Below are 24,168 nucleotides of genomic sequence, written 5' to 3'. Positions count from 1 at the left end.
GTTATGCAAGCAGTGTTGTATCTTCACGGATTTTTAAGCTCGCCGTTGTCAGTGAAAGCGCAACAGGCCAAGGCCTATTTTGCTGAGTATTTTCCCGACACGCATTTTATCGTGCCGGAAATCTCTAACTACCCGAGTGAGCTGGCCGATCAACTTCGCAACGTGCTTACTCAGTACCCCGCGTTACTAGCAGATGGACTAAAGGTAATGGGTAGCTCAATGGGCGGCTTTTTATCTACTTGGCTAGTAGAGCAATATGGCGGTCGCGCGGTGTTGATCAATCCGGCTGTAAAGCCTTTTGAATTACTACAAGGCTATTTGGGGGATCACGTTAACCCTTACACAAATCAAGCGTTTACGTTAGTAGAGAACGACATTGCGTTGTTACGTCAGTTAGACATACCGGTGATCACAAACCCCAGCCGTTACAAAGTGTTATTGCAAACTGGTGATGAAACATTAGATTACCGCGAAGCTGAACAAAAATACGCAGGCAGTCAACTCGTAGTAGAGCAGGGGGGCGACCACAGCTTTGTGAATTTCGACCAGCACTTACACGCAATTGCCCAATTCCTCGGCGAGAAATAAAAGCACAGATTGCGAGCAACCCCGCGCCCTGATAACATCAATTGATACTCTGGCGGTGAAGTGTCGTTTTTGCTTCGCCGTTTGGCGATTTTCTCAGTCTATCCAACAATCATAATTATGACGAATCAATATAACTCAGATGCAATTGAGGTGTTGAACGGCCTAGAGCCGGTGAAACGCCGTCCAGGTATGTACACAGATACCCAGCGCCCGAACCACTTGGGCCAAGAGGTTATCGATAACAGTGTGGATGAGGCCCTTGCTGGTCACGCGTCTACGATTAAAATTATTCTGCATGAAGACCAATCCCTCGAAGTCGTGGATGACGGTCGAGGCATGCCGGTGGATATTCACCCTGAAGAGAAAATTTCAGGCGTTGAATTGATCATGACCAAGCTGCATGCCGGTGGTAAGTTCTCGAATAAGAACTACGAATTTTCCGGTGGTTTGCACGGGGTAGGGATCAGCGTTGTGAACGCCCTTTCCACTCGTGTTGAGGTGACGATTCGCCGCGACAGTCAGGTTTATCGCATTGTGTTTGCCAACGGCGACAAAATTGAAGACCTCTCAGTGGTAGATACCTGTGGTAAACGCAACACAGGTACTAGCGTACACTTCTGGCCAGACCCTCAATATTTTGATTCAGCGAAATTCTCGGTTTCACGCATGATGCACATATTACGTGCGAAAGCCGTATTGTGCCCAGGGCTGAGAATTCGTTTCGACAATAAAATCGCCAAAGAGTCCACTGAGTGGTATTTCGAAGACGGCTTGAAAGATTACCTTTATCAGTCGGTGAAAGAATTTGAAACCTTGCCCGAAGACGCGCCCTTTGTTGGTGCGTTTAGTGGTAACGGTGAAGCAGCCGATTGGGCGGTAATGTGGTTGCCTGAAGGCGGAGAAGCGGTCACTGAAAGTTACGTCAACCTTATTCCCACTGCCCAAGGCGGTACTCACGTGAATGGCTTGCGCCAAGGTTTATTGGAATCTATGCGCGAGTTTTGTGAGTTCCGCAATTTGCTACCACGTGGCGTAAAGCTCACGCCCGATGATATTTGGGACCGCTGCGCGTATATTCTTTCTACTAAGATGCAAGACCCGCAGTTTGCCGGCCAAACCAAAGAGCGTTTGTCTTCTCGTCAAGCCTCGGCGTTTGTTTCAGGTGTAGTGAAAGACGCCTTCAGTTTGTGGCTTAACTCGAATACCGATATTGCTGAAGCTATTGCTGAAATGTGTATTAGCAATGCTCAGCGTCGCTTGCGCCAAATTAAGAAGGTTGCCCGTAAAAAAGTGACTCAAGGCCCAGCGCTACCGGGCAAATTAACCGATTGTTCAACCCAAGATTCTGCGCAGTCTGAACTGTTCTTAGTGGAAGGTGACTCGGCGGGCGGTTCTGCCAAGCAGGCCCGTGATCGCGAATTCCAAGCCATTATGCCCTTGCGCGGTAAAATTCTTAACAGCTGGGAAGTCGACTCTTCGCAGGTGTTGTCGTCTAACGAAATACACGATATTTCAGTAGCCTTGGGTATCGACCCAGACTCTGACGATTTGTCAGGCCTGCGTTACGGTAAAATTTGTATTCTTGCCGACGCCGACTCAGATGGGCTGCACATTGCTACCTTGTTGTGTGCATTGTTTGTGCGCCACTTCCGCACTTTGGTAGACCACGGCCACGTGTATGTTGCAATGCCGCCATTGTTCCGTATTGATATTGGCAAAGAAGTCTATTACGCCTTGGATGAAGGTGAAAAGCAGGGCATTTTAGACCGCCTCGAAGCTGAGAAAAAGCGTGGCAAAGTGAACGTACAGCGCTTTAAAGGTTTGGGTGAAATGAACCCATTACAACTGCGCGAAACCACCATGGACCCAAATACTCGTCGCTTGGTACAGCTGACCATTGAAGACGCTGAAGATATGCTTGAGCTTATGGATATGTTGTTGGCGAAAAAACGGTCGGGCGACAGAAAACAATGGTTAGAAAGCAAAGGTAATTTGGCTGAAGTGGTGTAAAATACCCTCAAATTGCCTGCATCTACGCCTTAACGTGTAGAATTCCACGGAATAATAACACTACTAAAAACCAAGGAATGGGTTGACGTTGAAGGACAAGAACTCTCATGCCTGTCGTGAGTGTTCTGTTTTTATTGCTCAGTTATAGGAAGACCGTACGTGTTATTCAGCAAAGTTGTACGCCCGTGCATATTGGCATTGGGCGTGAGTCTTGTGGCTTTTTCTAGCCATGCTCAAGACTACGCAGAGCATTTCGAAAAGGCACTCAAGGCCTTTGAAGCGCAAGATTATCCCACCGCTATTATTCACCTCAAAAACAGTTTGGCGAAAGCGCCCAAGTACACGCCTTCTCGCTTGTTATTAGGGAAAATTTACCTTTATCAGGAAGACTTTCTTGATGCGGAAAATGCCCTCAGTGTGGCGTTGAGCGAAAATGCCGACGTGAAGGTGATTTTACCTTTGTTAGTTGAAAGCAAGATACAGCTGAACAAAACCCAAGAAGGAATAGCGTTACTCGAACAGTACGGCGTACATGACAACCCCGAGCTTATGACGCTGCGGGCAAGGTTGGCAGTACAGGAAGAAAACTTACCTGCCGCTAAAGCTTTGGTTGAACGGGCGTTAATGATTAAACCGGGGTTGGTTGCGGCCAAGTTAGTGCTTGCAGATGTGGCCAACCGACAGTTGCGCTACAACGATGCCATTGAGCTAACCAACGAGATATTGGCAACCGAACCCAGCGACATTCAAGCAAGGCTTATTAAAGCTCGCAGTTTGGAAGCGCAAGAACAACTCCAGCAAGCTTACGAGCAGTACTCCATTATATTAACGCAAGCTCCAGACAATACCATTGGCCTGTTTGGAGCGGCGTTGTTGTTAAAGAAAATGGGCCGAGCAGATGACGCTCTTGCAGCCAGTATTAGTCTGCGTGAAAAGCTCCCCGAGAACCCTTTCGCCAAATTGTTGTACGCCGTGATTTCTGGTTCCCAAGACATTAACAACAAAGAAGTTGAGCGCGCGTTAAAAGACATTAGCACCCAATTGTCATCAATTGATCTCGACAAAATACCGCCGTCTCAGGTGTATTTGTTGTCTGGGTACGTTAACTACCTGACTAAACGTTATGCCGAGGCGAACCGCAATTTTTACAAATACAAAGTGGCCGACGGCTCCGACATTGTGGTTTACAAGCTCATTGCAGATACAGAAGTGAAGCTGGGTAACCTCGACAATGCTTACGACTATTATCGCCAATATTTGTCTCGCCGCCCTGACGACGAAACCGAAACGGCAAACATGTTATCGGTTGCGAAAGCTCGTTTACCGCTAGCCTCTTATCAAGTTGCGCTGCGAGATGCGTTGAAGCGTTTCCCACATAACTTGTCGTTTAGGAATCATCTCGCGGCGACGTATATCGCCGACGGTAATATTGAAAAAGCACACGCCTTACTAAGCGCCGATTATCGGTCTGACGAATACTTACTCGACCTGCAACTAGCAAGACTGTTGATACGTATTCAAGCGTTCAGTGAAGCTGCAAAAGTTACCTCTGCGCTGCTTAGCAAACAGCCTTTAAACCCAGAAGGGCACAAGTTGGCAGGTGATTTAAGCTTAGTGGTTGGCGATCGCGACAAAGCGTTGATGTTTTTTAAACAAGCTATTCAATTACAGCCTCATTTTGTTCCTGCGCTGATGTCGTTGGCGAGCTTGGCATTGAACGATAAAAACTACCCAGACGCCGAGCGCTACCTCAAAAGTATTGAGCAAGACACCGACGCAGTAAAATTGCTCAAAGCGAGTTTGGCCATTGAACGACGCGCCTATGGCGAAGCAAAAGGTTTACTTGAAGCGGTGTACGAAAACGAACCCACGTTAGCAACCGCCAAGTCGTTAATTGAAGTGTACAGCCGCGTAGGCGCTTTTGGCGGCGCTCAGTCGTTATTAGACACCTGGCTACCCAAAAACAGGTTAGATGAAGACTTGCTGATGCTGTCGATTAACCTCGACCGCCAATTAGGTAAGCCTGTATCGAACAACCAGTTACACACGTTATACGCCATGTTTTACGATAAGCCGCCTAAATTGCTGGCATTATTTGAAATGGCGATGTGGTCGGAAGATGTAGCGTTAACAGAAAAAATTTACCAACGCTGCGAAGCGTTAGCCATGCCGAATACTCAACTTTTGTATTTAGCGACTCAGCTCGCCATGCTCAAGCAAGACTACGATAATGCATGGACACTGTTTACCCAGCTTGAAAGCGAGGCGGCCAATGTGACATCGGTAGCTGAATTGGGCTTTAACCTTGCCAATGTGTCGAATAAGGCCGACGAAGCTGAAACCCGCATTAAAAGCTTGTTTGAGAAAACTCGCTCGAAAAAGCACTTTAAAAGCTATGTTGGGGTACTGTTGAATGAGAAAAAGTGGCCGCAAGCCATTGAGCTAATGCAGTCTTGGATAGGGCAGTTTCCGCAAGATCTGAGCGCCATCTATTTGCTCGCCAGTACTTTTAAATCGGCCGGGCAGGTGAACAATAGCATTCGGGTGTTAGAAGACAGCTTAGCGTTTAGCGAAAACCCAGTCACCTTTCATAAACTGGCATATTTACTACAAAACACCGACCCCCAAAAAGCACGGATGATGGCTGATAAAGCGCTGGCGCTTAGCCCCAAAAACCCCGCTTTTAATGACACGGTGGGGTGGTTTTACTATCAAGACGGTGACTACCATAAAGCCTTGGAATACTTGCGTACCGCGCAAACATTCCACGCTAATGAACCGAGTTTAAATTACCATTTGGGCGCTACCTTACATCAATTGGGGCGGAGTAAAGAAGCGTACACTCTGGTACAAAAAGCCATGCTGTCATCGGCTGTATTTGCTGAACGGGCAGAGGCGAGGGCGCTGATGTTAACGTTAAAAACTATCGTTAATGAATAGACTAATGAATATAGTGGTAACGATTGTTGTTTGCTATTTAATCAATTAAAATGCACGCGTCTTTTTTGAGGTTATTGTCATGCGTCGTTTATTTCTGACACTTTTCTTTTTATTTTCGCTCCCAGCAACTGCATGGGACGTCGACCTCGGGGTTGCGGCCGACTACAACATTTTTGTCGAAAACGACTTCACTCACCAAGGGTGGTCCGATTCACAAGGTAAAATCGCCGTAGGCGGCAACGCTAATATTACCAACTACGATGTTGCGGTGAACTACGAGCCTGGCACGTCGCGTGAAGGTGTGCAATTTTGGCAAGAAAGCAGCGGTTATTCTGATGTATTGGTAGTAGAAGGCGACTTATACACCAGCCGTACTGACAACATTAAAGGTAATGTGGTTTTGGGCGGCGACCTTTACTACAACGGCACACTAACCTCAGAAACCAGCAACGACAACTACGCCATGGGTGAAGTAAACGACGATTACGCCGCAGACGGTATCGACTTTGATTCTGCGTTTGATTACCTCACTACACTGTCTGAGTCGTTGGCCGATATGACCGACACTGGCGAAATTGTAGCGGTGGGTAATGAGTGGTGGACGAGTACTCAGCAATTTATTTTTACACCTGACCAAACAGCTGTGGACGAAACTGGCGCGTTGATCTTGAGTATAGATGCTGACACATTGAAAAACGCCACTGACTTTTTCTCGTCAAACCTCGACCCTGACACGCCGATTATTGTGAATGTAAGCGGCACAAACGTAGATTTGGATTGGGTAACCTATTACGACGACCTAGCCCAGCAATACAGTGGTGATACGGCCTATGTGGGCGGTCAGAAAAACATGCCGAGTAACATCATTTATAACTTTTACGAAGCAGAAACCATTACGTTAAACAGTGGTTTCTACGGTAACATTTTAGCGCCTAACGCCGACTTTACTTTTGTGTCTGGTGATTTAAGTGGCCAAGTGATAGCAAAAAGCTGGACCAGTTACTCAGGGGCGCAAGCTAACTTATGGAATGGTTTGTACCCAGGTGTTGATGGCCCTGATACACCGGGAAGTGGTGATTCGGTGGTGGTGAGTGCACCAGCGAGTAGCGTACTGTTTTTCTTGGGCTTATGCTGGGTCGCGTTCAGGCCACTTCGCCATAAAATGCGCCTAGTACAGCAATTCGCATAATATTTTACGGTGGTAGGCTCTTCACCTACCACCTATCTTCTTCTCTAATTCGTTTCTGTTTCATTACTCAGTACTCCTTGCTCTTGATTTCTCGCTATTGGCCGATTTTTTAATAAATTACGTTTGTTTTGTGGCAAGCTAGGTAGCTATACCGCGTTATTAGTTTCAAGGATGTTTATGTCTTCTTCGTTATCAGCTTCATTGCCCAATAGCCTACCCAAAGCGATTTTATTTGATCACGACGGTACGCTCATCGACTCTGAAAGCACGCATTTTGCGTTGTGGAATCAGGCGCTAAAGCCTTACGGCGTAGCCGTAGACGAAGCCTTTTACAATGAAGTGATGGCGGGGATCCCCGTGCCGCAAAATGCAAAAGATGTGATTGCTCATTTCAATTTGGACGTGCCGCCTACTCAATTGGCGGCTGAGAAACAGGCAATTACCGCTGACTTTCTGGCAAAGCAAGCGTTCCCCCTTATGCCCGGCGCTAAAGAAGTGTTGCATGCCTGTTACGACGCAGGGATCACCCTCGCTATTGTAACGGGTGGAACCGGCTTGTCGGTGAAAAAAACAGTCAGCACTTATGGCTTTGAAGGCATGTTCAGCACTGTGGTAGCGGTAGAAGATGTTGAGCACAGCAAGCCAGCCCCCGATTGTTACTTAAAAGCCTTGGGGCAGCTGGGCCTTAGCGCCAATGAAGCTATGGCCGTGGAAGACACCGAACACGGGTTAAAAGCCGCCGTTGCCGCTGGACTTGCTTGTGTCGCCTTACCCACACCACTGTCTATACATCACGATTTTTCTACCGCGTCTCGTCAGTATTCGTGTTTATTGGAATGGTGGCAGACAGAAATGCAGCCGTTGATCAAATAATCAATATACGGAATACTGCAGTCCAGAGCGTGAACGGCTTTGCCGAACAAGATTAATAGAGACGATAACCTATGATTTTCAGAACCTTGGCCGTGTTAGTTCTTTTGTGTGTTACGGTCATTGGTGGCGCTGTATTTTTACTTATCGACAGCAAGCCACAAATTCCTTCCCAATCACCGGCTAGGCTTGATGATGCTGAAACCGTTACCGCGTTGATGGCGCAGGTAAAAGAGAGTATTTCTTCGCGGTATCAGCCTCACACGGTGGAAGTGAGTAAAGAGCAGGTAGAGAGCTTAGTGGGCTTTTTACAACGCGCCGTTCCCACTTTGAATGCTGATGCACTAGTAACTGAGCATCACACTCTGATCGCCGCGTCGATGCCGTTACCGGCTCCGTTAGATGACTTTTACTTTAATATTGAAAGCCGTTTGTTACCCGCCGAAGAGCTCGCCATTGATTACATCAAAGTGGGAGATTTACGCTTACCGGGCGATTTGGCCTTAAACAGTGTGGTGTGGCTGGTGGACAACTGGACACACAGTGAAGTGGCGACCAACGCCAAAGCCCAAATTAGTAAAGTAGACATGAGTAACGACGGCGTAATACTAACCATTGAACCACTTGATGCCTTACTCAATGAACTCAATACGTTGAGCACAGGTTTGTCGATGGACCAAGACGACGAACTGCGCCAACAAACGGCGTATTACTTACAGTTTTTAGCTAGCACCTTGCCAGCCAAACGTTTGCAGAGCCAGTCGCTTAGCGATTATGTGCAACTGGTAATGACAGAAGCGGCTGGCCGTAGCCAACGTGATAACGCTGTGGCACACAATGAAGCCGCGTTAATGGCATTGGCAATTTTTATTGGTCATCATCGTATGGCTAATTTGGTAGGTGATGTGCAGCCCGACGCCAACCATGCCCTAAAGCCTGCTGCGCCAGCGGTATTGCACCGCCGCCATGACCTCGCACAGCACTTTACTATTTCAGCCGCATTGGAAGTGGTTTCTCGTGAAAATGTGACCATGGCCATTGGCGAATTCAAAGAGCTAATGGACCGCGCGATGGGCGGATCAGGGTATAGCTTTGTGGATTTAGCGGCGGATATGTCGGGCATTGCGTTTGCGCGGTTACTACTCGACCCTGCCAAAGCTTATGACGCGCAGCGCCAATTAGCGGGTGGAGTGACTGAAAGCAATATTATCCCTTCTATCAACGGCTTACCTGAAGGTATGAGTAAAGCCGAATTTGACACGCGCTTTGGCGAAGTAGACAGCCCGGCGTATCAAGCGCAGGTGAGTGAAGTGAAGCGCCGTGTTGATGCGCTACCTCTTTATCAATAATGGCGTAAAACGCTAGCTAGACACTGTCGTTCTTACTAATGGCCTAACTTATAGATAGCGGGGCAGGTTTACTGCCCTTTCAAGCTCTCTGAAAATTGCTGAATGGTCACTAGCGCCAATTCAATTTTCTTCACCAAAGGTGCAAGGGCGGCTTTGGCTTCTGCTTCATCCATGTTTTTCAACGCTTGCCAGTCTTGGGCAATTTCTTCGATATAGGGCGAGAAGCGACGGGCTTGAGTTGTAAAGCCACTGTCGGTAGCAAAAATTGCCTGAAACTTGCCTTTTTGTTCTTGTTGTAATTTGTTGATGGCCGAGTCGGCGTCAATGGCTTTGCGATACAGGGTTTGAATGGTGTCCTGTAAGTGAGTATGAATAGCGTCCATTGGCACTCCAAAAAAAGATTAAAGATTATTCAAGTGTTGTCGATAATGTAATGAGGTGGGCAATTCTGCCCACTTTTAAACTTTGCTACAAGCAATAAAGGAAACTGGTATGGATCTACAAGGTGCAAATGCCTCTGGAACGTCCGGTGCGTCACTTGAGTTGGCCTCTCTAAAGCTGGCTAAAAATCAGCAGAAACAAGAGGGACAAGCGACGCTTCAGTTGCTAGATTCGGCAGCTGACGTACCAAAACCATCTTCGGCAAATCCGGCTGTAGGAGCCAACATCGATACCTACGCCTGATCGTTGGGATGAAGACGCAAGTCGATCGGCGTTTTGCCGGGCTGGCCACCAATCTCGCTAACGAGCTTGGGAACCAAAAAGCCTGGCAAGCGCTTTACCACGTTTTGCATTAGTTGCCGCGCCGTTTCCAGAGGCACGTCAAAGTGGCTCGCGCCGTCTACCTTGTCTAATGTATGCAAGTAATAGGGCAATACGCCCGCTTCAAACACCGCTTCATTCAGCGCCACTTGAGCTTCTACCGTATCATTCACACCTTTGAGCAATACCGCTTGATTGAGCAAGGTTACGCCTTGCTGACGTAAAGCATGTAATTTCAGCTTTAACGACTCCGACACCTCATTGGCGTGGTTAATATGCAGCACCATAATGCGCTGCATGGGTAACTCGGTAAACCACTGGGCAAACTGGCTATCAAGACGATTGGGGATCACCACAGGCAAACGGGTGTGAATGCGCAAGCGCTTCACATGGGCAATCTGACTAATTTGCTGACCCAGCCAAGCGAGGTGATCATCTTTCGCCATTAGCGGGTCGCCACCTGAGAATATCACTTCGTTAATGTTTGGGTTACTTGCAATGTAAGCCAGTTCTTTTTCCCACTGGGCCTTGTTCATGGCGTTGTCGCCATAGGGGAAGTGGCGTCTAAAACAATAACGACAGTTAATCGCACAGCCACCACGCACAATCAGCAATACCCGCGTATCGTACTTGTGCAGAATACCTCGGCCAGCCGTGTCATGCTCTTCTAGCGGATCTTGGCTATAACCGGGTAGGGTGATGAATTCGTCTGATACCGGCAACACTTGCAAGAGTAGAGGGTCTTGCCAGTTGCCTTTTTCCATCAAACTGGCGAAATGTTGCGGCACGCGCATAGGAAAAAGCTGACGCGCATCGCCATTCTTGCCATAATCAGACACATCTAATTGCAAGTAATCCAGCAAAGCCTCTGGCGTAGTAAAGCTTGTTGCTAATTCTTTTTGCCAGTTCTGCTCTACAGCAATGCGTTTTTTTTGTATTATTTGCGCCACTAACTGCTAAACCTATTGTTGACTGAGGAATTATGGCTAATTTCAGCACTAACGAATTCAAAGCTGGTCTTAAAATCATGCTGGACGGCGAGCCGTGCAACATTCTTGAAAACGAATATGTTAAACCTGGTAAAGGCCAAGCGTTTAACCGCGTAAGAATCCGTAAATTGATTTCTGGCAAGGTTTTAGAAAAAACCTTCCGCTCAGGTGAATCTGTTGAAGGTGCCGACGTAATCGACACCGAACTAGCCTATCTATATACCGATGGCGAATTCTACCACTTTATGAATAACGAAACATTCGAACAAATCGCGGCTGACGAAAAAGCCGTAGGCGAAAACGTTAAATGGTTGGTAGAAAACGACATTTGCACCATCACTTTGTGGAACGGTTCTCCAATCACGGTAACACCGCCTAACTTTGTTGAGTTAGAAATCACCGAAACCGACCCTGGCCTAAAAGGCGACACTGCGGGCACAGGCGGTAAGCCTGCGACGTTGAGCACAGGCGCGGTTGTGCGTGTACCTTTGTTCGTACAAACGGGCGAAGTGATCAAAGTTGATACCCGTAGCGGCGAATACGCATCGCGCGCGCAGAAGTAATCGACACCGTGGGCGTACACAACAAGGTGCGCCCACCACTTGTTTATGACTACATCTCACTGGCAGCCGACTGCCTCTCTTGAAGCGCTACAAGCGCGCGCCCAACTCCTTGCCGACATTCGTCAATTTTTTGCACAGCGCAAGGTGCTAGAAGTGGATACGCAGGTACTGTCACACGGTACGATTACCGATGTGCATTTGCACCCATTCGCCACGCCCTTTGATTTTAGCGAAACCGGGAAAAAAGAAACCCTGTACCTGCAAACCTCGCCCGAATACGCGATGAAGCGTTTGCTGTGCGCCTACCAAACTTCAATTTATCAACTAGGTAAAGCCTTTCGACACGAAGGTTCTGGCCGCTGGCACAACCCAGAATTTACCTTGCTTGAGTGGTATCGCATTGGGTTTGACCATGAACAGCTCATGGACGAAATGGACGCGCTATTGCAATGCGTGCTCAGCACCGGCCAAGCCGAACGCATGAGCTATCAAGAGGCATTTAAGCAGCAGGTAGGCATAGACCCACTCACCGCTTCACAGGCCGAACTGGCCGACAGGCTCACAACGTTTAATATTGATATTAGCAGCGACTTCCCCATCGACCCCGATGGCATAATGCAGTTGTTGTTTAGCTATGTGGTAGAGCCAAATATTGGTACCGAGGTACCGTGTTTTATTCATAGCTTCCCCGCCAGCCAAGCTGCTCTTGCACGTATTAACCAGCACGATAAACGCGTGGCAGACCGATTCGAAGTGTATTTTAAAGGCGCAGAACTCGCCAATGGCTTTTACGAACTGGCCAATGCCGACGAGCAGCGCAAACGCTTTGAACAAGACAACCGCCTACGCCAAACCTACCGCCTAGAACCCGCTCCCGTAGATGAACGATTTCTACAAGCATTGTCATCAGGCTTACCTGAATGTGCAGGCGTTGCCATGGGCATCGATCGCTTACTGATGATTAAACTTGGCGCTACTCACATCCAAGACGTCATTCCATTTCCTGTTGCTAGGGCTTAGATTTAAACGCTTTCAACGAAATTTTGCCGTTACAAAAATAGCCCACCATAGTGGTGTATTTAACTACACCACGCGATGGGTGACTTTGTAAATTCAAATGGTTAGTATGATTAATTAAAGATGCTCCTACTTTTGTGTAATTGGTTTGGACGTAGTGGGAGTTAGTTAATTGTTAGGGCCAATCAGGAGAGGCTATGCTAGAAAACACATTGATATCATTAATTGCAGCTCTCTTTACTTTTATAAGTGGGGTTTTGGCTAGCTATATATCTAAGAAAAAATTAGAGCAAGATAAAATACAGCAGAAGAGAGTCGAAGAACTAGCCAAATCAGTTTCATCCCATGCAGAAGAAGCTAAAGCAAGAGCAATAGAGGAGATTTCCAAACGCCTTCCAGAAGGAGAGCAAACGCCAGATCAATTAAGTGAGGCTGTATCGCAGAGTTTCGAAATTGGCGGTGATCTTGTTATCCATAATGAGCACGGGACCCAAGAAATTGAACTGGTTCAAGACTTGGTAACTGGCTATCACCAGCAAGCTTTATCCCAAGCAAAGGTTCAGTTTTGGTTTAGTGTTATTGCAGCGACAGTTGGTTTTGCATTTATCATATATTCCGCTAGTGGTGTCAATCTTGAGAACCTTACCAGCCTACTTAAAATTGTTCCTGGTGCAGTTATAGATGCGGTTGCACTCTTATTCTTCAGGCAAGCCGAGCAGACTCGCGAACGCGCAACAGCACTTTATGATCGTCTACGAACAGATAATCAAATGAGAAGCGCCAGGGAATTAGTAGAGTCTATTGAAGATGTACAAATAAAAAGCACGGTTAAAGCTCAAATCGCTTTACATATGGCGGGGCTAAAACCAAAAGAAATTGACCTTCACTCAATTATGAATGGTGGTTCTAGTGAAGGCTAGCCCTAACAAGTCAAGGCTGTCGGACGCTTCGCGCCGCAGCTTGAGGCGTTAGGCTCTGGGAAGAATCGAGTGAAGTATCTATTTTCTTTAATTTTATTTCTATCTAGCTCGCTTTTATATGCGGGGGTTCTTTCTACTGAGGAGCTTGATAAGCTTACAGATTTACTATCAGATCAATATTCAGTATTGGTTAAAAAGTCGATCTCGGAAAAGCCTGATGATTCAGGTAGGTTTATATATGTAACCTTTACTATTGAAGGTTTTAGTCAGGGAAACAATCATCAGCAATATTTAGCTGTTTATATATCAGAGCTAAAGAAACTTGCAGAACCGCCTTTCTCAGAATATGGAGAGCCTAAATATCGCTTGGTAGGCTTTAGAAATATTTGTAATAGTCCGTTGCTTGGTTACAAGGCTGGTTCCCTTGTGACCACAAAGGGCGAAGTTACTGGTGTGTGCGCTCCATTAAAAACCGGTAGGGCGCAGGAGAAAGTCTTTACATATAGAGTTGGCAGGTTTGGTGTGTATTAGCCTAACAAGGCGCTCAAATCGGACAGTTAACGCGTCGGCGCTTTTTGTGTATGCTGACGCAACTATACACAAACGGCCTTTGGCGTTAACTGCCGTTTCGCTTAGCGTTATGTGCAATCACTTATGTGGTTTAAATCAAGGACTCGATAATAAATGTTTAACCAGCACAATGTGCTCACAATTCTTCTTTTAAGTGTCGTCCTTATTAACAGTATTTTTGCTGTTTTTTACGGCCAGAATGTAGTTTCAGGACTTCTCAATTTTTCCTCTTGGAAAGAGACCCTATATTGGCTGGTTTCGGGTGGCGCGATCGTTGGCAGTATTTTGGGGGGCATATTTGTACTTAGAAAAAAAAGAGTTGGGGTCAGCATCTGTTTGTGGGTATACGCTATCCAAGTTTTCGGTCTAATTACTGAATCATATAATTATGTTATTTCTGTAGGATTTAATGTTTCCTTTTCCACTGACTTGGAAATACTGTTCAATTTAGTCGGTAAATCTATCGAATTTAACTTGGTCGCTTTAACAATTGTTGTTATATCTGGTTTCACTTTATTAAGCTTAAACAAAACTCAAGGTGAACAAACTTGCACATAACAAGGCGCTCAAGCCACTCACTTCGTTCGCTGGGACACAAACAGGCAGGCGGCTTCGCCATTATAGCCTGCCTGTTTGTGCCCCATATTTAAGTGTTATGTGCCAAAGGGTAGCTATACATGGATGTTACGAATAAATTACTTCATGGGGCCTCGCCATATTTAAGCTATATGGTTTATAGCCCTCTTTCCAAAGAACTGATTCTGGCATTAGTCGATAATCCAGAAAACATGCATATTGTTTTAAAAGTGGTCTTTTCAGGCATTTTGCAATATCGCGAAGAGATGCTTCATAATGAAAATACCATTAACTCGGTTATTGGAATTAACTGGCTTAGTGATAACGCCATTTGTATTTGCACCGAGCATAAAGAAGTTATTATAGAGTTTAACGGCGATCCTCGCAGGGAGAGCGTCACATAACAAACCAAGCAAGCGGGAGAATTACACGTGGGCTCCCGTCACTTCGTTCCGTATTATAGCCCACGTGTAATTGCCCCTTAGTGGGGTGTTATGTGCTATCGTAAAGCAAAAACTAAAAGGAATTATTTGTTAATATCAATGCAACAATTGCAGGCCAAGTTATTGCCTTTATAGCTTTGTTTATGGTGGTTGTAGGGTACCAACTTGGCAAACGCAAAACTCAAACACCCTCTCTCACTGCATTCGTTGGACTTTTAACAGCTTTTGTTCCACCGTTGGCCATCATTTTCTTGGCTATCCTTGTCTTAAAAAACGACATACCACAACAGGCTAATGAGTGAACGCACATAACAAAACACTTAAGACGCAGTCCGCTGACGCAGCCTGCTGGGACACAAACACGCGGGGCGCTTCGCTATTATGCCCCACGCGTTTGTGCCCCTTAGCTTAGCGTTATACGGCTAGATTATGAATTCCAAAATTTCTGAAAATATCAAAACGCATGGATGGCAGTTTCAGTACGTGTTTGACGAAAATGAAAAGCTGCCAAGCTTCGCATACTCTATTGGCTTTGAAGAATCTTATTCACATCCTGAAGTTATGATTTTCGGCTTATCAAAAGATGTCATGCACACGCTACTTTCAAATTTGGCCGCTGACATTAAAAGTGGACTTGTTTTTCAGGCTAACGAAAAAGTTAAAGACGTATTAAATGGGAATTTTGATGTCATATTTAAAAGGATGAAACCTGAATTTTTGTCTGAATATGCTGGGGCAGCGAAAGACTACTATCAAAAGCCATTTGAAGTTTTAGTAATGCTCTGGCCTGATAAGAACAATGTTTTACCTTGTGAGCAAGGTTGTCAGCTCACTGTTCAGGCTGAGGCGGTAAAAGTCGTATAACAAACCGCTGTAGACGCACGCGGGGCGTTATGTTTCAGGGAGGAATCTTTATGTTGTACATACTTGGCGGTCTGCCAGCGACAGGAAAAACTGAACTTTCAAAGTATTTATCTTCCTCATTGGGTGCAGTGCATATTCGCATCGACACTATCGAACAGGAATTGAAAAACTTTGGATTTAAAAAGTTGTATGACGAGGGCTATAAGATTGCTTTTGCTATTGCGTTAGAGAACCTAAAAAACGGTCTTTCTGTAGTAGCAGACTCAACCAATCCAGTTTTAGAATCCCGTGAAGCGTGGATAAGCGTTGCAAATAAGGCCTCATCACCCTTCACAGAAATCGAAGTCATTTGCTCAAATGAAAATGAACACAAAGAGCGCGTCGAAACAAGGCAAACGGATATTCCTAATCTTTTGCTTCCGTCGTGGGAAAGTGTGACTTCAAGAGATTATCATTCGTGGGAAACAGTACGTATTGTCATCGACACTGCGGGAAAAACACCTGAACAAAGTAAAAAGGAGCTGAGTGATTTACTTCGTAGAAGCAGTGAAACATAACAAACCGCTGTAGACGCACGCGGGGCGTGCTGGGACAAAAACACGTGTGCTGTCCTCGCTTCGCTCGTTATTATAGCCCACATATTTTTGCCCCTAAGTGGGGCGTTAGGTGCTCGTGAATATGAAATCAGTTTTCATTATCGTATTAGCTTTCTTATTGCTTTCTTGTGCTGAGTCATCTCATTTCAAGCGATTCGACACGTCAAAACCTGAAATCGATCTTTCTAAAGAATTGATGGGCGATTGGGAAAAAGTCTGCTTTATTGGTCCTTATAGTAATAACGAAAGCGCAGTGCAAACACTTGGATTTGAATTCGATATTGAAGAATTTAGTGGTATTGCAGTGGATGAAGGTATAACTCTTCTAGTTACGGTTGAGAACAGTCAAGTATCTGATTATTATGGAGTTAGGAGAAATAACGCCGATTTCTCAAAATTTAGTTCGAAATGTTTTTTGCAAAGTGATGCAAAATTCAAAATCAAACGTGGCGAGTCTGGGTGGCCGTATGTGCAACGCACCAAACAAGGGGCTTAGCTCGTTCACTCTGTTCACTGTGGCAGTAACGCAGCGGCGCTTCGCTATTATGCCCACATGTTTTTTCCCCTAAGCGGGGTGTTATATGCCAAAGGAGTGGCTTAGGTGCTGTATCTTTTATTAAGTATTGTTGTTTATTGCTTTTTGGTTATTTCGTTAGAGAGTTTTGTTTCTAGCGAACTATCTTCTATGTTCTTGCATGGCGTAAGTTTAGTTACTTCGGCTTCAATCGGTTGCTTGCTTCAGAAACGAAAAATCCAACTTGGGGATAGGGCTGCCAAGACGACGTTAATAGTCATAGTAAGCATGGTCGTTTATAAATCGCTAATTATTTTGGCGGTTTTAGATTTCAACCCACCCGAACAAACTATTCTTGCATCAATTTATTTATTTTTTGCTGTTAGCTTGGTGTCTATATCTGAAGAGTTGTTTTTCAGGGGATTTCTATTTGATACTGTCGTTGCTAAATACAATCAAAGTATCGCAATAATTGCATCTGTATTGCTTTTTACATTGATGCATATGAGTAACTCGATAATAGCGTTAGTGTTTAATTGCGTCTCAGGCATTATTTTCGTATATCTCAGGGTTAAATACCAAGGTGTTTTTATGCCAATAATTGCGCATTTAGTTGGTAATTGGACTGTGTTTTGTTTAAGTCTGGCATATAACAAACCGCTGTAGACGCACGTGGGCGGGCTGGGACAAAAACACGTGGGCTGCCTCGCTTCGCTCGTAATTATAGCCCACGTATTTTGCCCTTCAGCAAGGCGGGTTAATTGACATAAGGAGTATGAATTGATCAGGCAAGTTCGGGCTGAAGATTATGAGAGTATTGCAAACATTTATAATCATTATGTTTCAAATACCTCTATTACGTTTGAAGAAACGACCGTTACAATCACCGATATTCAAAATAGAGTAGAAAAATCACGTAGTACCAATCTTCCTTGGGTCGTTATAGAAATCAGTGGTTCTATTGTCGGTTATGCGTACGCTACCAAATGGAAAGAGAGAGCCGCATACAGGTTTTCTGTAGAATCTTCCGTTTACGTTTCCGAAGAGCATCATGGTAAAGGTTATGGCACACTTCTTTACAAGGAGCTGCTTAAAAGGTTGAATTTACTAGAAGTAAATTCAGTAATTGGTGGCATTACGCTACCAAATCTTGCCAGTGTCGCATTGCACGAGAAACTGGGCATGGAAAAAGTTGCTCACTTTAGCAATGTGGGCTTTAAATTTGGTAAATGGTTGGATGTCGGGTATTGGCAGTTGAAACTGCGCACCTAACAACCCAATCAATTCACTGCGTTCGCTGGGACGCGTACACGCGGGCGGCTGTGCTGTTATACCCCACGCGTTTATGTCCCGTAGCTTGGCGTTAGTAATACAAGGATATGTAATGAAATTAAGTATTATCTGCATTTTAAGTGTTTCTTTTTCAGTAATGTTACTAGGTTGTTCATCGCAGCCAAGTTCAAAGTTTGTTCAACTTGAAAAAGAAACTTCAGATTATTGCTCCAGATTTAACGATATTAATGAATCTGGCGGAGAGATCACTGTTACTAATTACACTATTAAAACAGTTGAAACTGATAGTAGCGGTAAAAAAATAGAAACAACAAAAGTAGTAGATTGTGGCGTTTAGTGCAGTCAGCAGGCCAATTAAGTCCGGCACCGTGGGTGCCGGACGCATACACGCGGGGTGTGTAGGGGAAAACACACGTGGGCTGTCCTCGCTTCGCTCGATATTTTAGCCCACGTATTTTTTGCCCCAAGCGTGGTGTTATGTACTTTAATGAATTGAATTAGAAAAGGATTTTTTAAGAACATGCTTTATGTGCTTGTAATATTACTACTACTTTTTATTCTGAATATCCTTCCTTGGGTCCTTGCATTAGTCTCAAAAAAAGCTTCTGGTAATAATAAGGTTATTTGGTTTTTGATGGCCTTTTTCTTATCTTGGCTAGGGTTTATTGTTTATTACTACCTCGTTGTAAAACCTGAATGGAAATCTTCATTAGAGAAAAATAAAACCCAAAAGGTAATTAGAAACGAAAATGGAATGCCAATTAAAATTTATAAGCAATCTTAGGTTTCTGGTAAATATGAATAAGTTCAGGGGCAATTTTCCGTTGCACTTTTTGGCATGGCTTCGCCAACTTATGCCAAAAATCGCCAGTACAAATTGCCCCGGTTGCGTGCGCTAAATACCAAAAGGAAGTTGGGAAATGAAAGGGACTTATTTACTCAACAAAATAGAAGACTTTTTAGAATATTTGGTATCACCAAAGTATGTCTGGATTCTCGGTTTGGTACTCATGTGTATTTATATGTCTTATTGTTATTTACATTCGGTAACCATTTTTCATCCAGGGGTTTATTTCCTTGGTGTAATTGCCCCTTATGTGGGTCTTAGAAATCACGTAAACATGGAAGGTTTTAATTGAAAACACTATTCGTTTTGGTTCTTGGATTGTTATTGGCTGGCTGTAATGCTCAAATCGGAATTCCCGAAGATATTGGTGAGCAACCGTGGAGGACTGTTTACCTAGTTTCGTTTGCTTTCATTTGTGTTATTCCAATCATTTCACTCGTCATCCTCATAATAGCTAGATTAGGAAAACCGGCATTTTCAAAGAAGAGCTATCAACTCTTTCTTTACTCGGCGGCTTTGTTTGTACTAATGCTCGGTAGTTGGTTGATTTTGGAAATGTCTCTACCCAAGGATGTTAACATCAGAGTCGATTTGTTTATTGTCTTGCCAGCAGTTCTAGCGCAAGTTGTTATTATCGCAATCTCAGGATTTTTTATGCTAAAAAGGCGAGTTGCGAATTTTGACAAATAAAATGTTGTGGTCACAAATACGTGGGCTGTTTCGCAGTATAGCTCACGCGTTTACGCCGCCAAACCAGAGCTTTAAAACAAGGATGATTAGTGAAAAATTTATCCGTTGTTTATAATTTCATTTTGGAATGACTTACAACGTGTGGCATTTTTAGTATTCAGTGAGCTTTGTGTTGAACGTGTTATACACTTTTTAGGAAAAGGATATTATGAAGATTAAACTAATAGTGGCTCTGCTGTTATGTACCTTTTTAATTGGCTGCGCATCAACTTCCGACAAAGCTGCAAGGGATTTTCTTGATGGGGCCAGTTCCAGCGCTGAATCAAGACGCAAGGAAGAATTAAACAATAAGTATCGGGAAAAACCTAATCATAAAGAAGACTTTGTAGAAGACACAATATCTGGTGCACTTACAGCTCTTTTCCGAAGTTTATTTAGCTCCGATGAAGATAACGATTAGAGTCAGGTTTTTCGGTACGTATATAACAAGTTGACCAGTATATTTACAGCGTTTGCTAGGACGCAAATACGCGGGCGGCTTGACATTATGCCCCTACACTTGCTGGGGCTAAAATACGCAGGCTCCATCGCTTCGTTCGTGATTATTACTAATGCATTTTTGCCCCTAAGCGGGGTGTTAGCGAGCAAAATATGATTTGGCCCTTTACCAAAAAACAACCGGCGCATTGGGAAGAAACGATAATCGTCACATTCGATGAGAATCAGATTATTACTAGTTATCCTGATGGACAAATTGAAATGGTGTTTTGGAACAAATTAGATTCAGTTGAAGTGCATACGAATGATACTGGCCCTTGGGGGGCAGATGTGTGGTTTGTATTGTCTTCTGATAATGAAGTCTGCTCTTTTCCACTTGGTTCAAAAGGATGTGTCGAATTAATTGAGAGGCTTCAGCTTCTATCTGGGTTTGAACTCAAGGGCATGAACAGCACGGGTAATGCAAAGTTCTTATGTTGGACTAAATCAGCACACTAACAAAGCGTTTAAGTCGTGATCCATATGTTCCCCTTCGCTGTTATACCCCATGTATTTTCGCCCCTAATAGCCTTGACGTTAGGCTTAATGAGGAATCGATGAAATATTTTATACATCTAGTATTAATCTCGCTCCTTGTAGGATGTGGAGCTGGTTTAAAAGACAAGCCTACCGAAGTTAACGAAAGTGAAATTGGTCCTGTAATTGAATTCATAGCGAAAACGGATATGAGAAAATGGGATAAATATGCACAGGAAGTTCGCTGGGGAATAGCGGTAAGTGAAGCTGATATTACAACTGTCGTAAAAGAAGGGTGGTCTTATAATGAGCCGGTATACGATATTTCCGAATACGAACAATACATTGTAAAGTCAGGAATAAGTAGTTTCGAACGAGTGTCGGTACCAGTTAACACTGGTGTGCATGATTGGCTGATACTCATAGACCTAGATAACAATGGAACATGGGATAGTTACTTGGGGTCAGCCGAAGAGTATATAAAACTTAATCGAATCGAATTTAAAAATGGTTTTATCTACTCCGTCATCGTGGGAGACGATTCTATCCCAAGGCTGGAAATCAAGCCTAACGAAGCGTTGTAGCTTAAAGGAAGTGAGATGACTGGCACATATGATTGGAACCCCATGCCTCACAAAGTAGACATTAAATGTCCTGCTTGCAGTGGGCATTGTGTGTTCGAGTTTGCCGAGGTTGTCAAAATTGCACGGAAAAAAGATATCCCATTTTTCGAGCAAAGTGACATCTTTGAATACTCAATATTTAAGGATAGTTGCGGCCATAAATGGCATGGCGCTATTTATTTTGCTAATTTGCACGGTGGTTCGATTAACGCTATCACTTGCTTACCTGACGGTTATTCCCCCGAAAATTGGTCTCACTCTCAGTACCTAACCAGAAGTCATGGCCTTGATATAGGTGCATTTTATTGTAGCCATTGCTTAACAAGAAAACCTTATATTCTACAATGGCCTCAAGATGCTTATTATTCATTCAGTTACAAAGGTGAAGTACTTTGGGCATTTAATCGCGAGTCGGCGGTAGACCTCCGTGATTACATTGCTTCCAATGAAAGAAAAACTGAAAATTTTAAGTGGGCTAGCTTTTTATTGCATATACCAACAGTTTTTAAAAAGCAAAATGCACGCGACAATATCGTTAAGCAAATAAACAAGGTGCTAGCCGCATAGCTATGTAACGAGAACATATTCCAGAGGTATAGTGCAGTAATCTCTCTGGTCAGGATACAAACAGAACTACATTTTGACGCGTTATCATTTCAATTGCGCTAAATATACTCAAATTAGCTAATAGCACTTTGTATGAACTTGCACTCGTTGTTGTGTTCTTAACTGGCAATACATGGATGTTTTTGTGTTTGGCGAAGGATGCGACTCAACAACATAAAACCTTTTGTTATCTCCGTTTTTATTCATATGGCGATCATTACTTTAATTATTGCCATCGCTTCACCACACCCTAAGAAAGTTGAACAACGGGCAAGTAGACAAAGTTACTTGTACACAAAGCCTCTAGTGCTTAAACCAAGCGTTAGCGAGCCTAGTTTAGTTACACCAGAGAATACTATTACGCCTTCGTCAGTAGAAGAGCCGAACGAGATAGAACAGGCTACGCCAGTTCAAAATCAGCCTTTACCAGTAACAAGACCGATTGACGATATTGACGAACACGCCATACAAAACTATCAAACGGAACAACCATCGTTGCAGAACAATGCCTCGGCTAGTTTGAACAAAACCCCCACGATATTGAGCAATTCCGCAAAATACATTGCGGAGCTCAATTCCAAAAAGCTTAATGTGTTATCACAGCAAGCTGTTCAAGAGTACTATCAGCCTAAACCGCTCATCGATAATTCAAGAAAGCTAAGTACTAATGAGCGATTAAAAGCGCAAAGTGCCGACTTCGCCCCTCCGGGATCAGGGATTATCGTGTTGTCAGAGTCTGGACCAAATGAAAAAACAATTATGGTGGATGGTTCGTGTATGACGGTTACAGAAACCGACCTCCTTGACCCTATCTCGCGTGGTGCCTCAGTTTGGTTACTTGGCGGTGCTGGCTGTCAGAAGTACGATAAGTTTAATGGTCAACTTCAAAAATCGCTGGATAAGTATTTGAAAAATTAACGCTGTTATTCTCTTACTCTTCCAATGTTAGCTTTCAATATCTTGGGCGTTGCGGCTATGATTTGTGCATAAGACACGATTAAGCGCAAAAGCATTGTCAGCTCAACTAACATCTGCATATTAGGGCAAGCCTTTTGTCTCCAACATTTAAAAGGTATGCGCTTTAAGTAGGTACTGGGTGCTCGCTAAATATACTAAACGTGTTAGTTTATAAACACTTAAATTGCGTCAGCCAGTGGTACAAACGTTATAGTCACGTGGTCAAAATAAGGATGTTTTATGATTAAAAATGAAATACAAGCGCGACTTATCTTGTCGTGTTTTTTCATACTGCCGTTGTTTTTCGCTTTTGAATGAGAAGTCTAAATGGAAATTGAATATTGTGTAAATCGTGCAATTACTTCAGAGCAGTTTATTGAATTACTAAACCAGACCACGCTCGGAGCAAGGCGCCCAATAGATGATCCCGAATGTATCAGAGGGATGTTGGCGCAGGCTGATTTGCTTGTGTCGGCTTGGGTCGGGGAGCAACTTGTAGGTGTTGCCCGTTCTGTGACCGATTTCCATTATTGTTGCTATCTATCAGATCTCGCTGTTTCTGAGCATTTTCAATCGAAGGGCATTGGTAAAGAGTTGCTCAGACAGACCTTCGCCAGCCTTAAAAAAGGGTGTAAATTAATTTTATTATCAGCCCCCCAAGCAACTGAATACTACCCAAAAGCCGGTTTCAAACAGCATAACAGTGCGTGGACAATGACTGATTTAGAAGAGCTTTTGTAACATCTGTATTTGAAGCACTTGTATTTTTGCGCTAAGCGAGTTGTTAATGCTCTTGTTTATGTGTACTTTTTTGGCCATTGGGTAACAGTATTGAGCTTCAAGTAGACGACCAATGGCTGATACAGGAATCTGATATTTATGAGCACGGTATTTGAGCACGGTATTGTAAAGGGAGAGTGGGTTGAGCGTTGAATTTCAAGATATTTATCTACAATTTAACCGGTATCCTTTGAAGTCGAAGATTGAGGGGTGCCCGCACTGTGAGTTAGCAGGCGCTGACTCAGGCCTTCATTCAAAAGCTTTGAATTTACTTTCTTGGGATGACCTTCAAATTTTCATCTTTAAATCAATGACGACGTTTGGTGATGTCGACGATTTCAAACACTTCTTACCTAGAATATTCGAGTTGTATATTACAGACTATTGGAATGCGCCGTATGACTTCGGGCTATTTCTTTCAAAGCTTGAATATGCGAATTTAGCTGGTTGGCCTATTCAAGAAAGGCGCACAGTGATGAATTTATTCGAGAGTTGGACCTGCCGATTAAAAACGTCAGGTTCTGTGAATGACCTAGAAATACTTGAAGATGTTGAATCATTTAATGGAGGGCTCAGAAAACTGTAGTGTTTAATGTGC

At 44.1% G+C, this 24,168-nt stretch carries 29 protein-coding genes; 27 read left to right on the top strand and 2 right to left on the bottom strand.

The window, feature by feature from the left end:
• Positions 1-3: 3 nt before the first annotated feature.
• The 6 genes from ACXAH6_RS06965 to ACXAH6_RS06940 all read left to right on the top strand — a co-directional run bounded on the left by ACXAH6_RS06965 (position 4) and on the right by ACXAH6_RS06940 (position 8,946).
• Positions 4-588: a YqiA/YcfP family alpha/beta fold hydrolase gene (locus ACXAH6_RS06965; protein WP_474875924.1), complete on the top strand. Its 585-nt coding sequence runs from the start codon at positions 4-6 to the stop codon at positions 586-588.
• A gap of 117 nt (positions 589-705) precedes the next feature.
• Positions 706-2,598: a DNA topoisomerase IV subunit B gene (gene parE, locus ACXAH6_RS06960; RefSeq protein WP_474875923.1), complete on the top strand. Its 1,893-nt coding sequence runs from the start codon at positions 706-708 to the stop codon at positions 2,596-2,598.
• Positions 2,599-2,757: 159 nt separating this feature from the next.
• Entirely contained in the window at positions 2,758-5,538 is a 2,781-nt protein-coding gene (prsT, locus tag ACXAH6_RS06955; protein WP_474875922.1) for an XrtA/PEP-CTERM system TPR-repeat protein PrsT, read from the top strand.
• Positions 5,539-5,617: 79 nt separating this feature from the next.
• Complete coding sequence (locus ACXAH6_RS06950; protein ID WP_474875921.1) at positions 5,618-6,727, top strand: collagen-binding domain-containing protein; 1,110 nt, start codon at positions 5,618-5,620, stop codon at positions 6,725-6,727.
• A gap of 177 nt (positions 6,728-6,904) precedes the next feature.
• Positions 6,905-7,600 carry an HAD family hydrolase gene (locus ACXAH6_RS06945; protein WP_474875920.1) on the top strand — a complete coding sequence of 232 codons (696 nt, stop codon included), beginning with the start codon at positions 6,905-6,907 and terminating at the stop codon, positions 7,598-7,600.
• Positions 7,601-7,671: 71 nt separating this feature from the next.
• Positions 7,672-8,946, top strand: a complete 1,275-nt coding sequence (locus ACXAH6_RS06940; protein ID WP_474875919.1) for a hypothetical protein — start codon at positions 7,672-7,674, stop codon at positions 8,944-8,946.
• A gap of 68 nt (positions 8,947-9,014) precedes the next feature.
• Here the strand turns inward: ACXAH6_RS06940 and priC are convergent, their stop codons facing one another.
• Positions 9,015-9,329, bottom strand: a complete 315-nt coding sequence (gene priC / locus ACXAH6_RS06935) for a primosomal replication protein PriC (protein WP_474875918.1) — start codon at positions 9,327-9,329, stop codon at positions 9,015-9,017.
• Between the two features lie 109 nt (positions 9,330-9,438).
• On the opposite strand from priC, the gene ACXAH6_RS06930 reads away from it, so the two are divergent.
• The gene (locus tag ACXAH6_RS06930; RefSeq protein ID WP_474875917.1) at positions 9,439-9,630 is read left to right on the top strand and encodes a hypothetical protein; all 192 of its coding nucleotides are present in this window, start codon (positions 9,439-9,441) and stop codon (positions 9,628-9,630) included.
• Here the strand turns inward: ACXAH6_RS06930 and epmB are convergent.
• Positions 9,621-10,658: an EF-P beta-lysylation protein EpmB gene (epmB, locus tag ACXAH6_RS06925; protein ID WP_474875916.1), complete on the bottom strand. Its 1,038-nt coding sequence runs from the start codon at positions 10,656-10,658 to the stop codon at positions 9,621-9,623. The genes ACXAH6_RS06930 and epmB overlap by 10 nt on opposite strands.
• A 32-nt stretch (positions 10,659-10,690) precedes the next feature.
• On the opposite strand from epmB, the gene efp reads away from it, so the two are divergent.
• The 20 genes from efp (at position 10,691) to ACXAH6_RS06825 (ending at position 24,156) form a co-directional block, all read left to right on the top strand.
• Positions 10,691-11,260: an elongation factor P gene (efp, locus tag ACXAH6_RS06920; RefSeq protein WP_474875915.1), complete on the top strand. Its 570-nt coding sequence runs from the start codon at positions 10,691-10,693 to the stop codon at positions 11,258-11,260.
• Between the two features lie 45 nt (positions 11,261-11,305).
• Positions 11,306-12,280 carry an elongation factor P--(R)-beta-lysine ligase gene (gene epmA, locus ACXAH6_RS06915; protein WP_474875914.1) on the top strand — a complete coding sequence of 325 codons (975 nt, stop codon included), beginning with the start codon at positions 11,306-11,308 and terminating at the stop codon, positions 12,278-12,280.
• A gap of 194 nt (positions 12,281-12,474) precedes the next feature.
• The gene (locus tag ACXAH6_RS06910; RefSeq protein WP_474875913.1) at positions 12,475-13,197 is read left to right on the top strand and encodes a TRADD-N-associated membrane domain-containing protein; all 723 of its coding nucleotides are present in this window, start codon (positions 12,475-12,477) and stop codon (positions 13,195-13,197) included.
• Between the two features lie 69 nt (positions 13,198-13,266).
• A complete protein-coding gene (locus ACXAH6_RS06905; RefSeq protein ID WP_474875912.1) occupies positions 13,267-13,728 on the top strand; it encodes a hypothetical protein in 462 nt (153 codons plus the stop codon).
• A gap of 153 nt (positions 13,729-13,881) precedes the next feature.
• Positions 13,882-14,325: a hypothetical protein gene (locus tag ACXAH6_RS06900; RefSeq protein WP_474875911.1), complete on the top strand. Its 444-nt coding sequence runs from the start codon at positions 13,882-13,884 to the stop codon at positions 14,323-14,325.
• A 119-nt stretch (positions 14,326-14,444) separates the two neighbouring features.
• A complete protein-coding gene (locus tag ACXAH6_RS06895; RefSeq protein WP_474875910.1) occupies positions 14,445-14,747 on the top strand; it encodes a hypothetical protein in 303 nt (100 codons plus the stop codon).
• A 468-nt stretch (positions 14,748-15,215) separates the two neighbouring features.
• Positions 15,216-15,650, top strand: coding sequence for a DUF4262 domain-containing protein (locus ACXAH6_RS06890; protein WP_474875909.1), 435 nt, complete (start codon positions 15,216-15,218; stop codon positions 15,648-15,650).
• Positions 15,651-15,700: 50 nt separating this feature from the next.
• A complete protein-coding gene (locus ACXAH6_RS06885; RefSeq protein WP_474875908.1) occupies positions 15,701-16,207 on the top strand; it encodes a P-loop nucleotide/nucleoside kinase family protein in 507 nt (168 codons plus the stop codon).
• Between the two features lie 121 nt (positions 16,208-16,328).
• A complete protein-coding gene (locus ACXAH6_RS06880) occupies positions 16,329-16,742 on the top strand; it encodes a hypothetical protein (RefSeq protein WP_474875907.1) in 414 nt (137 codons plus the stop codon).
• 105 nt (positions 16,743-16,847) lie between these two features.
• Entirely contained in the window at positions 16,848-17,426 is a 579-nt protein-coding gene (locus ACXAH6_RS06875) for a CPBP family intramembrane glutamic endopeptidase (protein ID WP_474875906.1), read from the top strand.
• 114 nt (positions 17,427-17,540) lie between these two features.
• The gene (locus ACXAH6_RS06870) at positions 17,541-18,032 is read left to right on the top strand and encodes an arsinothricin resistance N-acetyltransferase ArsN1 family B (protein WP_474875905.1); all 492 of its coding nucleotides are present in this window, start codon (positions 17,541-17,543) and stop codon (positions 18,030-18,032) included.
• A gap of 112 nt (positions 18,033-18,144) precedes the next feature.
• Complete coding sequence (locus ACXAH6_RS06865) at positions 18,145-18,390, top strand: hypothetical protein (protein ID WP_474875904.1); 246 nt, start codon at positions 18,145-18,147, stop codon at positions 18,388-18,390.
• Between the two features lie 798 nt (positions 18,391-19,188).
• Positions 19,189-19,590: a hypothetical protein gene (locus ACXAH6_RS06860; protein WP_474875903.1), complete on the top strand. Its 402-nt coding sequence runs from the start codon at positions 19,189-19,191 to the stop codon at positions 19,588-19,590.
• Between the two features lie 208 nt (positions 19,591-19,798).
• Entirely contained in the window at positions 19,799-20,050 is a 252-nt protein-coding gene (locus ACXAH6_RS06855; protein ID WP_474875902.1) for a hypothetical protein, read from the top strand.
• Between the two features lie 191 nt (positions 20,051-20,241).
• Positions 20,242-20,586 carry a hypothetical protein gene (locus tag ACXAH6_RS06850; protein WP_474875901.1) on the top strand — a complete coding sequence of 115 codons (345 nt, stop codon included), beginning with the start codon at positions 20,242-20,244 and terminating at the stop codon, positions 20,584-20,586.
• A gap of 98 nt (positions 20,587-20,684) precedes the next feature.
• Entirely contained in the window at positions 20,685-21,188 is a 504-nt protein-coding gene (locus ACXAH6_RS06845; protein WP_474875900.1) for a hypothetical protein, read from the top strand.
• A 15-nt stretch (positions 21,189-21,203) separates the two neighbouring features.
• Positions 21,204-21,794 (top strand): hypothetical protein, encoded by a 591-nt coding sequence (locus ACXAH6_RS06840; protein ID WP_474875899.1) that lies wholly within the window; start codon positions 21,204-21,206, stop codon positions 21,792-21,794.
• 198 nt (positions 21,795-21,992) lie between these two features.
• Positions 21,993-22,751: a hypothetical protein gene (locus tag ACXAH6_RS06835; protein ID WP_474875898.1), complete on the top strand. Its 759-nt coding sequence runs from the start codon at positions 21,993-21,995 to the stop codon at positions 22,749-22,751.
• Positions 22,752-23,117: 366 nt separating this feature from the next.
• Entirely contained in the window at positions 23,118-23,531 is a 414-nt protein-coding gene (locus tag ACXAH6_RS06830) for a GNAT family N-acetyltransferase (protein ID WP_474875897.1), read from the top strand.
• A gap of 181 nt (positions 23,532-23,712) precedes the next feature.
• Positions 23,713-24,156, top strand: a complete 444-nt coding sequence (locus ACXAH6_RS06825; RefSeq protein WP_474875896.1) for a hypothetical protein — start codon at positions 23,713-23,715, stop codon at positions 24,154-24,156.
• The last annotated feature ends 12 nt before the right edge of the window (positions 24,157-24,168 follow it).

The sequence above is a fragment of the Alteromonas sp. ABE4_545 genome, from assembly GCF_056161325.1.
This window is presented reverse-complemented; position numbering and strand designations above follow the sequence as displayed.